The organism is Clostridium hominis (genome assembly GCF_014287825.1).
GTDB lineage: Bacteria > Bacillota > Clostridia > Clostridiales > Clostridiaceae > Clostridium > Clostridium hominis.
Genome location: NZ_JACOOO010000013.1, coordinates 56,402 through 69,934 on the forward strand (window position 1 = coordinate 56,402; position 13,533 = coordinate 69,934).

The 13,533-nt window shown below is 27.3% G+C and carries 10 protein-coding genes; all 10 read left to right on the plus strand.

What is annotated here, in order from left to right:
- Nucleotides 1-103: 103 nt before the first annotated feature.
- The 10 genes from H8S20_RS07155 to H8S20_RS07200 all read left to right on the plus strand — a co-directional run bounded on the left by H8S20_RS07155 (nucleotide 104) and on the right by H8S20_RS07200 (nucleotide 13,310).
- Nucleotides 104-1,210, plus strand: a complete 1,107-nt coding sequence (locus H8S20_RS07155) for a hypothetical protein (RefSeq protein ID WP_186859654.1) — start codon at nucleotides 104-106, stop codon at nucleotides 1,208-1,210.
- A gap of 153 nt (nucleotides 1,211-1,363) precedes the next feature.
- On the plus strand, nucleotides 1,364-2,962 hold the full coding sequence (locus H8S20_RS07160) for a DNA polymerase (RefSeq protein ID WP_186859655.1): 1,599 nt from the start codon (nucleotides 1,364-1,366) through the stop codon (nucleotides 2,960-2,962).
- A gap of 16 nt (nucleotides 2,963-2,978) precedes the next feature.
- The gene (locus H8S20_RS07165; RefSeq protein WP_186859656.1) at nucleotides 2,979-3,359 is read left to right on the plus strand and encodes a hypothetical protein; all 381 of its coding nucleotides are present in this window, start codon (nucleotides 2,979-2,981) and stop codon (nucleotides 3,357-3,359) included.
- A 58-nt stretch (nucleotides 3,360-3,417) separates the two neighbouring features.
- On the plus strand, nucleotides 3,418-5,319 hold the full coding sequence (locus H8S20_RS20780) for a DUF927 domain-containing protein (protein ID WP_186859657.1): 1,902 nt from the start codon (nucleotides 3,418-3,420) through the stop codon (nucleotides 5,317-5,319).
- A 314-nt stretch (nucleotides 5,320-5,633) separates the two neighbouring features.
- On the plus strand, nucleotides 5,634-6,083 hold the full coding sequence (locus H8S20_RS07175; RefSeq protein WP_186859658.1) for a hypothetical protein: 450 nt from the start codon (nucleotides 5,634-5,636) through the stop codon (nucleotides 6,081-6,083).
- A gap of 171 nt (nucleotides 6,084-6,254) precedes the next feature.
- Nucleotides 6,255-7,949 (plus strand): recombinase family protein, encoded by a 1,695-nt coding sequence (locus H8S20_RS07180; protein ID WP_186859714.1) that lies wholly within the window; start codon nucleotides 6,255-6,257, stop codon nucleotides 7,947-7,949.
- Between the two features lie 69 nt (nucleotides 7,950-8,018).
- Entirely contained in the window at nucleotides 8,019-9,179 is a 1,161-nt protein-coding gene (locus tag H8S20_RS07185) for a hypothetical protein (RefSeq protein ID WP_186859659.1), read from the plus strand.
- 162 nt (nucleotides 9,180-9,341) lie between these two features.
- Nucleotides 9,342-10,610 (plus strand): hypothetical protein, encoded by a 1,269-nt coding sequence (locus tag H8S20_RS07190; RefSeq protein WP_186859660.1) that lies wholly within the window; start codon nucleotides 9,342-9,344, stop codon nucleotides 10,608-10,610.
- Complete coding sequence (locus tag H8S20_RS07195) at nucleotides 10,561-11,427, plus strand: toll/interleukin-1 receptor domain-containing protein (RefSeq protein ID WP_243177562.1); 867 nt, start codon at nucleotides 10,561-10,563, stop codon at nucleotides 11,425-11,427. Before H8S20_RS07190 ends, H8S20_RS07195 begins: the two co-directional genes overlap by 50 nt.
- A 56-nt stretch (nucleotides 11,428-11,483) precedes the next feature.
- Entirely contained in the window at nucleotides 11,484-13,310 is a 1,827-nt protein-coding gene (locus H8S20_RS07200; RefSeq protein WP_186859662.1) for an AAA family ATPase, read from the plus strand.
- Nucleotides 13,311-13,533 lie beyond the last annotated feature (223 nt).

Here is a 13,533-nt window from a genome sequence, read left to right on the forward strand (position 1 = left end):
AATATTTTAAATAATTTATATGTGAAAAATATTTAAAATTTTATTGTAATTTAGTTATAATTAAAAAGTATATAATAATTTATAACTAAAGGAGAAATTTATTTTGGCTACAAGAGGAAATAAACTTAGAGATATTGATTACACACTAAATGATTTAGAGAATGATGTCGATTTTTCTAGGAAAACGTTAAGTGGTAAGATTAGTTCAATTTGCGAAGAGGCAGGTATAGAACAATATAAAATAAGAAGTAATGAATCAGAAAAAGGGGATTATCTTCTTTTATTTGAATGGTATGAATTATTAAAACTATTAATAGAGTTTGAAAAAGAAAATCCTTTTGGAAGGAAAAATCCAGCTAAAAATAAAAAACTAGAAGATATAGAAACATATTATGAAAGAATATTCTCAAGGATAGACCAGTTACCACAATATATGAAATGTGAGTTAGAAGAGAGTAACTATTACAAAGATAATAAAAAACTACCAAGTTCTATGAAAACGTTGATAGATAAAATATCAGAGTTAGTATCAGCAATTTTTTTAATAGCCAGCGATGAGCAAGTTGAATTTATGGATTATATATCAAAATCTATAGATGGATGGATTAATAATTTATATGTAAATAGAACTGCTTTAAATTTAGCAATCAAAGATTATGCTAGAGTTTCAGAATGTAAATATACAGATTTAAAGTTTTACTCTATTGTTGATTTATTAATGGAAATGCTAAAGCTATTGGTAGACAAGTTTAATTGTCTAACAATAGAAAATAAACAAGAGTTATATGAATATGTATTGGATGAGAGCCTTTCAAAAAATAGTAGTATAGAAGATAAAAGAATGTTTTTTAGGAATATACTTGAAAGTGATTATAACAATGATTTTAAATTAGAGAATGATGAGGAAGAGATTTTAATAGATGTTATAAGAGAAATAGAAAGAGATAAAAGAGATAAAGATTTTATTTCTATGAAAAAAGAGATGATGATTAAAACTAAAAAAGAGATTGATATATTAAAAAGAAAGTTAGAATTAATTGAGGAATCAAGGGATATTGATGAATTAGTAGAGGCTACAACATTAGAGTATTATATGGAAAGTAAGAATCTTGAAGAGTTTAAAAAGCAAGTTAAGGAGAACACATATAAATATAGTGAGGATGTAAATAGATTTATAGTTAGTATAGTAACTAATAATTATATCAAATAATAAGAAATTATTATAAAAAGGGAAGTAAGTAATTTAACTTACTTCCCTTTTTAACTTTAATATATATTTTTTTTGTATTATAAGTAGGTAGCAAGTGAGCTACAAAATGTTCTTTAAAAATTAAATAACAAACATCTAAAGGAGAGAAATCTTATGACAAAATTAAAAGTAGTTTTTGTTGATATTGAAACAAGTTCACTATACTTTATGAAAGGTGTGATAAGACTAATAGCTTTTTCAGATGGGAATAGTGAAGTAATTACTAAAACTGTAGTTGATGATGAATTAAAGGAGATTCTAAAGGATGAGAATATCCTTAAAGTGTTTCATAATGCTAAGTTTGATGTAGAATTCTTTGTACATAATGGGTATGAGGTAAATAATTACGCTTGCACTCTAATAATGGCACAGATATTAGGTGAAAAAGAATTAAGTCTTAAAGCTCTATGTAATAAGTACCTAGGAATAGCTATAGATAAATCTATGCAACATAGTGACAACTGGAGTGTTGATGAATTAACTCAAGAGCATATTGATTATGCTATTAATGATGTTACTAACACAAGATTGTTATACTATAGGCTTTTAGACGAATTAGTTAAGAGAAATCTATTGGAAACTTATGAAAGAGAAAGAAGAGCTTTACCTTCTATAGTAATGTTAGAGCTTAATGGTATAAAGATGAACTTTGACCAGTGGGATAAAGTATTAGACTATGATAGAGAACTTTGTGATGAAATTCAGAAAGAAGTAAGGGCAATATTAGGTTTAGAGGAATTAAATCTAAACTCTCCAAAGCAGTTAGTTGAAGCTTTATATGAATATGGAATTAAGCTACATTCAACATCTGATGATGAATTAGCTAAATACTCAGATGACCATGAAGTGATCAAGCTTATAAGAAAGTACAGAAAGTTAATGACTAAGATAAAGACTTATGGCGACAAAATGAAAACGTTTTTGCATGGGGATGGAAGAATTAGAGGTTCATGGTGGCTAATAGGAGCTACTTCTGGAAGAATGTCTTGTAAAAATCCTCCACTTCAAGCTATGCCTAGTAGTAGTAGAGAATTCTTTGTTGCAGAAAAAGGAAATAAGCTAATATGCGCTGATTATTCACAAGTGGAGCTTAGAGTTCTTGCAAATATTTCTAGAGATGAAACTTTAATTAGTTACTTTAATGAGGGTGTTGACCTCCATGCAGGTACAGCTAGTTTAGTTTTCAATAAACCTATAGAAGAAGTTACTAAGGAAGAAAGGCAAGTAGGAAAGAGTCTTAATTTTGGTATATGCTATGGAATTACAGCTTATGGTATCCAAAAAAATCTGAGAAAATTTGGTATACATATATCGTTAGAAGAAGCAGAGAAATATAGAGTTGAGTTTCTTAAAGCATATCCAAAGGTAAAAGAGCTTCAAGATAAATTACTAAGAGCAGATGGAATCATAAGTTTAGGCGGAAGGTATTGGGAAGGAAGAGCTTTGTCAATGACTCAAAGATTGAATCTTCCAATTCAAGGTTCAGCAGCAGAGGGATTAAAAGAAGCTTTAGCATTACTTGTATGTAATATGAAGAGTTCTTGGAAGTTAGTAGCTGTAGTTCATGATGAGGTTGTTATAGAGGTAGCAGAAGAGGAGGCAATGGAAGCAAAAGATATTTTGAAATGTTGCATGATTAATGGAATGAAAAAAATTATTAATGATATCCCAATTATTGTTGATATTTCAATAAGTGATAATTGGTGTAAGTAAAAGGAGGAAATTATAGATGATTTTTAGAGATAATAAAGGAATATTAGGAACAACTAAAACTATGCCTAATTTAAATGAAGGCAATTATGAATCAATAATACAAAGAATAATTTATTTAAGAGATCAGAAAACAGATTGGGGATTTAGAGATTTTCTTGAAGTAACATATGAGCTTGATGATGATACCACAAAGCAAACAAAAAAGGAAAATATAATGATATCTCAAGCAAAAAACTCTAAATGTTTCAATTTCTTAAATGATGTGTACAAAGGTGATATTCCTGATGAGATAAATATTGAAGAACTAATAGGTAAGAAATGTGTATTAGCTATTAAGCATAATGCTGATGATAAGGGAAATGTTTATGCAAATATAGTAGAAAGAAAGTTTTATTAATTATAAGATGGCTTAGATTTTTTTCTAAGTCATCTTAAATAAAAAAGGAGAGATAGAAGTGTCAGATGTAGCAAGATTAAGACAAAGAAGACCAGCGCCCAAAGTTACATATAAAAAACCTATAATAAAATACGATGATTTAGAAACGGAACAGGAGCTTGATGAAGAGCAGAGCATTGTAGATACAGATAGAATTAAAAATCAAAAAAAGTATATTAATTTTGAGGAAAGGTTAGAAAATGAGGAGAGTATTTCAATTGGAAATTTTAGATATGACCGACACGGCATATATTTTAAATATACTGACAAGAAATCAGGAGAAATAAAAGAGAAAAAAATTTCTGATGGAGTTTATATCAAAGATAAGGTTTATAATATCGATACTCAAGAAGTGTATACAAATGTATTATATAAGTTTGATGATAATTTTAATGAGATTAAGTGTCCTATGAGCGTTATTCTACCTAATGAGTTAACAAAGAAAGTTATCAATGGATTTGATATTCCATATGTAAATAGAAAGTTAATATCAGAATTTTTGAGTTTGCAAGTTAAAACCGCCCCTTGTATTAATGTTTACAAAAATGTGGGATGGCATAAAGCTATAAATTTTAATGATGAATTTATTTTTAGACATGATAGGACAATAACTAATGATGAAGATGAGATAGCTATATGCGATGTAGAAATTTCAGACTATGATTTACGACATAAAGGCTATTTGCAAAGTTGGGTTAATATGTATAGAAAACATATAAAGGGTAACATTCAGTTAGAAGCATTAATTTGTATTGCAACTTCTTCGGTAATTGTCGGGAAGTTAGCTAGAACAACTGGGGAAATGGAAAGTTTATTAATACATATATATGGAAACAGTACACAAGGTAAAACAACTGGTGTGATGACAGCAGTTTCGCTAATGGGTAATCCTAGTACTAAGAATAAAGGACTTATAAGGCTTTGGAATGGTACAAACAATGCAATAATGAATTCTTTAGGCGGTAATTTTGGAATTCCAGTAGTTTTTGATGAATTATCAATGAGTAGAGAAAATGACTTTACAAGTATGATTTACTCAATGGTTAGTGGAAAAGATAAAGCTAGATTAAATGATTCAATTACACAAAGGGAACAGGTGGAGTGGTCAACTGTAATAATTTCTACAGGAGAGCAATCTATTCTTGAAAGAACTAATAAAAATGCTGGATTATCAATTAGAGCAATTGAATTTGCTAATATTCAATGGACTAAATCTGCTGAAAATGCAGAAGAAATAAAAAGAGTAATTCTTAATAATTATGGAGTAGGAGCAGAATCAATAGTAAGGAGAGTAAAGGTTTTAAAGGAAGAAGGGGTACAAGCTTCACTTAATAAATGGATAACTAAGCTAAAAGAGATACTTCCCACAAATAAGTTTAGAGATAGGATTGCAAATAAGCTAGCAATAATACTTTTTACTGGAGAAATAATAAATGATTCCATAAGAATTGATTTAGATTTAGATAGTATACTTAACTTTTTAGTTGAGAATGAAGAGAAAAACATGCTTGAAAGAGATATTGGAGCAAAGGCATTCAATCAGATAATACAAAAGGTAATTGAGAATAAAGGTAATTTCAAAATTAATAATATGCCAATTAAAAGTAACATTTGTTGGGGAAGTATTAATTTCAAAGAAGATTACTATGAAGTTGCGATTTTAAAGAATGTCTTAGAAAAGAACTTGAGAGATTTAGGATATGGAGAACCTAAAGTAGTGGTAAAAGAATGGAAAAATTCTAATTATTTAGATACTGAAAATGATAGAACAACTAAGAGATTCAGACTCTTTAACAGTGAAGAGCAAGAACTTAGAAAAAATTCATTGAAGAAGGAAGAGCTACCAAAGAAATTAGATGATACAACATATATTCTAAAAGTATCAAAAGAATATTTAGATAAATTTTTAATTGATAATTAATTAAATACAACCCCGTAAAACCCGTAATCCCGTTAAAAGTAATAGTTATATATAAAATAAAAGCTAAGTAAGTTAATTATATTAATAAATTTTATATAGCTATAGAAAAAACTACGGGATTACGGGAAAACGGGAAATTAAATAACCATATACAAAGGAGGGAAAATAATGAGTTCCAATAATAATAGTAATGAAATAATAGATTTACTTTCAGAAATAATAATTAACTTTATATGTGAAAGTAAATCTAATAATAAATAGAATCAATAAATTAAATGCATATATAAATAATCAAGAAAGTAGAGGTACATATTATGAAAGAAAGAGAAATGAAAATAGTTAAAGAAATGATAGAGAAAGGAATGGGCAAGCATAGGTATAGTGGACAAGAAGCTTTAGTAAGGCTTTCAATAAAAATACCTGCTAAAAATATATCTCAATTAGTTGAGAAACTTAAAAAATTATCAATAATTCCGATGATGATTTTTAAACACCAAAGAGGACTTACTATAGAGTGGTGGGCAATTAATAATCAGCTAATTTTTGGTAAGGATAATTATCTTAGCTTAATTGAGGAGTTTTTAAATTATGTAGAAGGAATAGCATTTAATGAGTGGATATTTGATTTAGGTTGTTTAGATGATTCTTTACCATTTACTTTAAACCATAGGAATAAGGACTTGATGGTAATAGTTAATCCTAAATTTACAGTAGAAAATTTTAATAATACTGGAGAGATAGAGATAATTGATGAAACTCAATAGTTACAAGTTGTATAGTTAATTAATGACGGAAAATGTCTAGTTATTGAAATGACAATAACAACGATATTTTCCGTTATAAACTAAGATGATAAGTATATATTATAAATTTGATTAATTTATATTTAAAATGTAATTATGGAGGAAGAGAGTATGATTAATAATTATGTAACAATGGATAATTCTATACAGGAATTAATAAGAAGGATTAATAGAGTTCCGAGAATTGGAATATATACTCGTGTAAGCACTAGTGAACAGGCAGAAACTGGGTACAGTATAGATGAGCAAGAAAGATTACTCATTGATTGGTGTAATAAGAATGGATTAGAAGTCTTTAATTGTTATTCTGACAGAGGGATAAGTGGAAAAAATATTAAGAACAGACCAGCTTTAAAAGCATTATTGAAAGATGTAGAAGATAAAAAAGTGGATATGGTAATCAGCTGGAAATTAAATCGTATCAGTCGTAAGCTTGCAGATGTTCTTAAAATAATGGATTTACTAGAGAAAAATAATGTTACATTTAAGTCTTATTCAGAGCCATTTGAAACTACTACACATGTAGGAAGAATGCAAATGCAGATGATGGCAATGATTGGAGAGTTTGAACGTGGGACAATCTCTCAAAATGTAAAGGTTTCCATGTGTGCTAAGGCTAGAGCTGGAGAATGGTGTGGAAATCGTGTGCTAGGTTATGACTTAGTACCAATGGAAGGTACTGAAAATAATAAAAGGAGAAAATCAAGACTAGAAATAAATAAGGAAGAAGCTGAAATAGTAAGGATAATATTTAATGAGTATGCTAGTGGTAAAGGGTATAAGGCAATTACTAATAAATTAAATAAGTTAGGATGTAAGACTAAGAAAGGTAACAATTTTTCACAAGGTTCAATTAGAGATATATTAATGAATCCAGTATACATAGGAAAGGTTAGGTACAACCTTAGACAGAATTGGAGTGAAAAACGTAGAAGAAACATCAATCCAGAGCCAATAATAGCAGATGGAATTCATAAAGCTATAATTGATAGTGATACATGGGATAAGGTTCAAGTAATGCTTCAATCTAAATCTGGAAAACCTTCAAGAATATATGATGGATTTTATCCATTAACGGGAATATTAAAATGTCCTAAGTGTGGAGCTGGTATGGTAATTTCAAGAACTACTAATGTACTAGCAGATGGAACTAAGAAAAGAATAGCTTATTATTGTTGTGGAGCATGGAAAAATCAAGGTACAAGTATATGCAATTCAAATACCATAAGAGTAGAGAAAGCTAATGAGTATGTGTTTAATAAACTTTCAAGTGTATTATCTAATGATGAGATGATTAAATCAATAGTAAGAAATATAAATAAGGAAAGAATAAAGAGAGTAGATCCAAGTAAGAGTGAGTTAGAAAGAATAGATAAGGAACTAGAAAACATAGATAAGAAAAAGAGAAAGATTTTTGAAGCATACGAAGATGACATAATAACAAGAGAAGAATTTCTTACTAGAAAAGATGAGCTAAATCAAAGAGCTAAGGTATTACAAGAGTCAAAAGAACCTCTATTAGTTACATTAGCTGATGATGTAAGTGAAGAAATATCTTATGACTTTATTAAAAGTGTACTAGATAATTTCAGTAAGTTGTTAAATAGTAAAGAGTCAAAAGAGCAGAAGAAGAAATTATTACATATGATAATTTCTAAGATAACAATAAATGAGTTAAGAGAAGTTGATTCAATAAACTTAACTATAGATGATAAGTTAGTAGATTATATAAGTAAAGAAGAAGGAGTAGCTATAAAGGATGCTCCTTCTTCTTTTATGTTAAGAAATATTGGAATGAGTGTATTGAATTTAGATATAACAATTTAAAAATATGTAAAAAGGGTAGTATTTAATATGTAAGTTCATTAAAAAGTATTGGAGAGGTGATATTTAATCATGATTATAATTTTAGAAAGAGAAAAGTTATATGAGGAGGTATGGACTGTTAGAATGAAAGAGCTAGCTAATAAATATGGAATATCTGAGGCTACTCTTAGAAAGCATTGTAGAGCCTTAAAAGTTCCAATTCCTCAAAGTGGATATTGGATTAAAGTTAACAATGGTTCTAATCCTAAAAGAATTCCAATACCTAATTTTAGCGGAGACAATGTAATAACTATACAAAAAAATGAATTAGTAAAAAAGATAAGTTATAAAAGTGATAATAGGTTAAAGCATATGTCTGATGAAGAAAAAAATAGGGTTTTAAGTATATGTGGAATGATAAAAGTAACAGATAAATTAAATAAGCAACATTATTTAATACAGGAATGTAGTTTTTACAGAGATAATAGAGATATGATTAGAGACGGGATAGCAAGTAATATTAATATAAAGGTATCAAAAGAAAATGAAAAGAGAGCATTGAGAATATTTAATGTTATATTAAAAACTTTCGAGAATCTAGGGTATAACATTAGAAGCGAACGAAGAGAGACTAGAATATATATAGGAAAAGAAGAGATTAGAATAGGATTAAAAGAAAAATTGAAAAGAGTGCCACATATAAAAACGGAGAAGGATTCTCATTGGAGTCCGACTTATGATTATGAATACTCTGGAGAATTGTCAATATTTATAGATGAGTATAAATCACCTAAAAAGAATTGGAGAGATTTAGATAATAAAAAGGTAGAAGAAATGATAGGTGATTTTATAGTTGCAGTTATAGATGCAGCTGAAATTTTAAGAGAATTTAAAGAGCAGAGGGAAATTGAAGAAAAAGAAGAAAGAGAAAAAAAGATTAATAAAATGAAAATAAAAAAAAGGCAAGAGTATGAGATAAAAAAATTTGAGGAATTGAAAGAAATTGCAGAAAATTATAGAGTGGCGAAGCTTATAGACGAATATATAGGAGCATTAGAAGAAGTGGCTACAGAAATTAATAAAGAAGATGAAAAATATAAAATTCTAGAATATATAGAATGGGCAAGGAAAAAATCAGCCTGGTTGAATCCTATTAAACAAGGTGAAGATGAGATTATTGGTAATAAATATAATGATATAATATATGAACTTAATTTTAATGATGAGGATAATTATTGGTGGGTAAATTAATATAATTTATTAAGAATGGGTAGATATATGGCAATGCTATTTCTTTTTTGAACTAAGAGTATTGGAAGTAATATGGGAAAATTAGATACTACTAGTTAGAAAAAAATGATATAATTATAAAATAATAGAATATTATAAAAAAAGCTAGTATTAGGGGGTATTATGGCATATATTTTAAAAAAGTCAATAACTAAAAATATAACACAAGAGTCTAAAATTAAGTTTTTAAGACAAAGAAAACTGTTAAAGAAATTTGAGGGTGAAGGGATAAGTTTTGAGGAGTTTATAGTAGGACTACTTAATAATAGAGAATTATCTATATTTGAATTTAATGAGTATTTGTTTGATGAACTGTTTTTTGGACAACAAAGAAGTACATTTATTTATAAATTGTATTCGTATAAGCAAGATATTTTGGATGTTGAAAAGCTTATGAAAATTTTGAATAGAGTATATGGAATAACGAATGAATATGAACTAAGAATAACAGATGTTTATTCTAATGATGAAAATGTAACTATGAGAGAATTGGTAGGATGTAAAATAATAAAATCTATTAACGGAAATAAAGTTAAAAAAATAAAATTACTTTATTATAAAAAAGTTGATGTTGAATTAAAAAATGGAACTAGTCCAGAAAATAGCTATGTACCTATTGAGATAGATTTAGAAAATAATTTGCTAATTGTAAAGGTAAATCCAAAGGCTAAAGTAATAACAGAAGGAGCTAACCCAGAAGAGTTAGTTACAAAGTTTGTAAAAAAAGTTGAGAAGTTATTTGAATTAGATTTTGATAGCTTTAACCATATACATAAAGAAACAATGTACAAAATATGTCAGGAACTATATGGACAAGTTTATAACAAAATGGTTTTTAGTAAACCACAAGGGATAGATGAGGCAGTAAAAAATGTATCTAATATTTTAAATAAGGTATTAAATATTGAAAATTTAGAATTGAAAAGGAAGTCTAATAATATATTTAATATGAATGATAATATATCTAAAATAGTTGAACATTTATTAATATCAGACATTTTATTTTCAACATCTGATAGTGAAATAATAGAGGGAATAGATGGATTTGTTACATATCTACGATTTAATGATGGAAATAATGTTAGTGCTAGATTAAAAGGTGAGAATTGTATAGATCCAATATTTGATTCAGAGACATTTATGGCATTAAGATCACCTATAGATAATGCAAAAAAACTATCTATATTAAAAGTAGTATGGTTTAAAGATGGAAAAAATCTAAGAATATCATATGATACATCTGATTCTTTATGCTTAAATATTCACTTTTATAAAAATTTGGCGGAGGAAGATTTTAATTATGGACTTAATAAGTATTGGGAATACGAAGGAAAATCTTTTGATGAAATTGAAGGAGTGGATTCAATATACTCCGATAAAGTGGCGAAATAATCTTAATTATATAAATTTTGCAGATTACGCTAATATAAGCGAAAGGGATGCAGAAAGATTTTTTAATGAAATTTATAAAGAGAAATACTTATTTCTGAAATTTCAAATAAGATGTCCTCTATGTAGAGAAGAATGTTGGGTAAATGAGGATAATGAAACAATATTTAGCTGTAGTAATTGCGGAAGTAGTTTTGAATGGAAAGAATATCTGGAGAAAGCGAACTATACTTATGTAGCGAATATGGAACTACTGGCTATTGAAAAAAAGAGAGGAAGAAGTATGTCACCAATAGGACTATTTAAAGAAAAAATAAAAAAGAATTCAGATAACATAATAGAATTAAAGGAAATAGATAACAAAAGTGATGATATAAAGATATTCATATCATATGCACATGAAGACGAAGAGTATAAAAAGAATTTAATTAAACATTTAATAGGACTTAAAAGAAAAAATATAATTAAAGAATGGCATGATAGAAGGATATTAGCCGGGGAAAATTTAGATGATGAAATCAACAAAAATCTTTTAGATGCAGATATAATACTATTAATTATAAGTGTAGATTTTTTAAACTCAGATTATTGTTATGAAAAGGAAATGAATAAAGCTCTAGAAATGAATAGTAATAATATTGCAAGAGTTATTCCTATAATAGTAAGAAATTGTGATTGGATGGATTCGCCATTTGGAAAGTTAAACGCTTTGCCTACAGATGCTAGATATGTTAAGTCATGGGATGATGAGGATGAGGCTTATATGAATATAATTAGTGGAATAAAAAGAGTTATAGAAGATATAAAGAAAAATAGATAAAAAATAGGTCTTCTTTATTATAATTTATTAGTATAGATTTGTTTTGGAGGGAACTTATGAGGATAAAAAAGGTGGAAATAAAAAATAATATTGTTTTAGGTGATATGAGTATTTCATTTACAGATGAAAATATGAAGGTTAAAGACATAATAATTTTAGCTGGTGAAAATGGATGTGGAAAAACTACATTATTAGAAATAATATATAACTTTATTTCAGGGGAGTGTGTAAATACTGAAGATACAAGAGATGAAATAAATAAAATTACTGTTGAATTCTCAGACGATGAAATTGAAAAGTTGAAAAGAAGTAATAGTCTAAAGTATTATTTTAATAATTTAGTTGGAAAAGAAGTTAACTTTATTATGGATTATAACTTTAAATATGGTCAAGGATTTAAAATTAATTATAAGAATAAGAATAATGAAATAATAGAATTCGATGGAAATATTTTGAATGATGTTGATATGAAGGATATAATGAAAGTTGTATACTCAACTGCAGAAATTAACTTTAATTCAGCATTAATAGGAGCAGTGACGTCAAAAGAATTAGATATTGATATTAGAAGTCTAAAACAGAGTTCAGAATTAGGTACAGAAATATCTCAATTATTAGTCGACATAAAAGCATTAGATGATGCAGACTTATCTGATTGGGTAAATGAAAATCCAAGAGAAGTTCCACCAGAAGAAATTAAAGAGATTAGATTAAAAAGATTTAAGAGGGCTTTTGGATATATATTTGATGGAAAAAGATTTAAAGGAATTAGAAATATAAATGGTAGTAAAGAAGTTATTTTTGAGGAAAATGGGATTGAAACATCTATTAACAAATTGAGCTCAGGAGAAAAACAAATAGTATTTAGAGGTGGATTTTTATTAAAAGATTCAAATAAGGCTGATGGAGCTATTGTTTTAATTGATGAACCAGAACTGAGTTTACATCCAAGATGGCAAATGAAAATATTAGAGTTCTTTAGAAGAATATTTGAAAATATAGATGGGAAACAAAGGTCACAATTATTTGTAAGTACGCATTCGCCATTTATTTTGCATAATGATAGTAGAAGAAATGATAAGGTTATTGTTATGAAAAAAAATGAACAAGGAGATGTAGTTCAGGTAGATAATCCAAGGTTTTATTCTTGTAATAAAGAAGAATTAATAAAAGAAGCCTTTGAAATAGATACATTCATTGAATCTATAAATACAGTAAGAGATAAACATTTAATAATCACTGAAGGAAAAACAGATTGGAAACATATGAAGAAAGCATATAAAAAATTATTAGAATCAAAAGAAATAGAAAGTGTTGATATCAAGTTTTTAGAATATAAAGATTCATTAGGTGATTCAAGATTACATCAATTAATTGAAAATATTTCAATGCTCGACAATAATAAAAAAATAATTTGTATATTTGATAGAGATGTTTCTAAAACTGTAAATGGATTTGAAAATACATATAAATATCATAAAAATAAAGTATATTCAATGTTGATACCTATTCCGAAACATAGAGAAGAAACACCTGAAATTTGTGTTGAACATTTATATTTTGATAAAGATATTAAAAGAGAAAGGAATGGAAGAAGATTATATATAGGAAATGAATTTTCTCAAAAATTTGGATTTCATAAAGGAGATAATAGTATAGTTTGTCAGAAGAAAGATAGATGTGGAGAAAATTCTTATAAAATAATAGATTCAGATAGTTTTGTGGCTAAAATTGGTAATGAAGACCTTAATATAGCTATGTCAAAAAATGATTTTGCAAATAATATTATAGATGAAGTTGATGAGTTTAAAGAAATTGATTTTTCAGGATTTAAACCATTATTTGAAAAAATAAATGAAATTATAATGTTAGATGATATATAGTGTAGAGGGAATCTATATTAATAATTATAAAACCTCACTTTCTACTGTTACGGAGAACCGTACCATAAGTAAGTGAGGTTTTTACTGAAATTAGGTTAATAAATAAGGGAATTTGAGAAGGAGAGGGTTGAGAATATTATCACTTAAGTAAGCCTTTATATATAGAACTTTAGTGATAAATTATATGTGGAATTGGTATATAAATAATATTATTAATTTAATG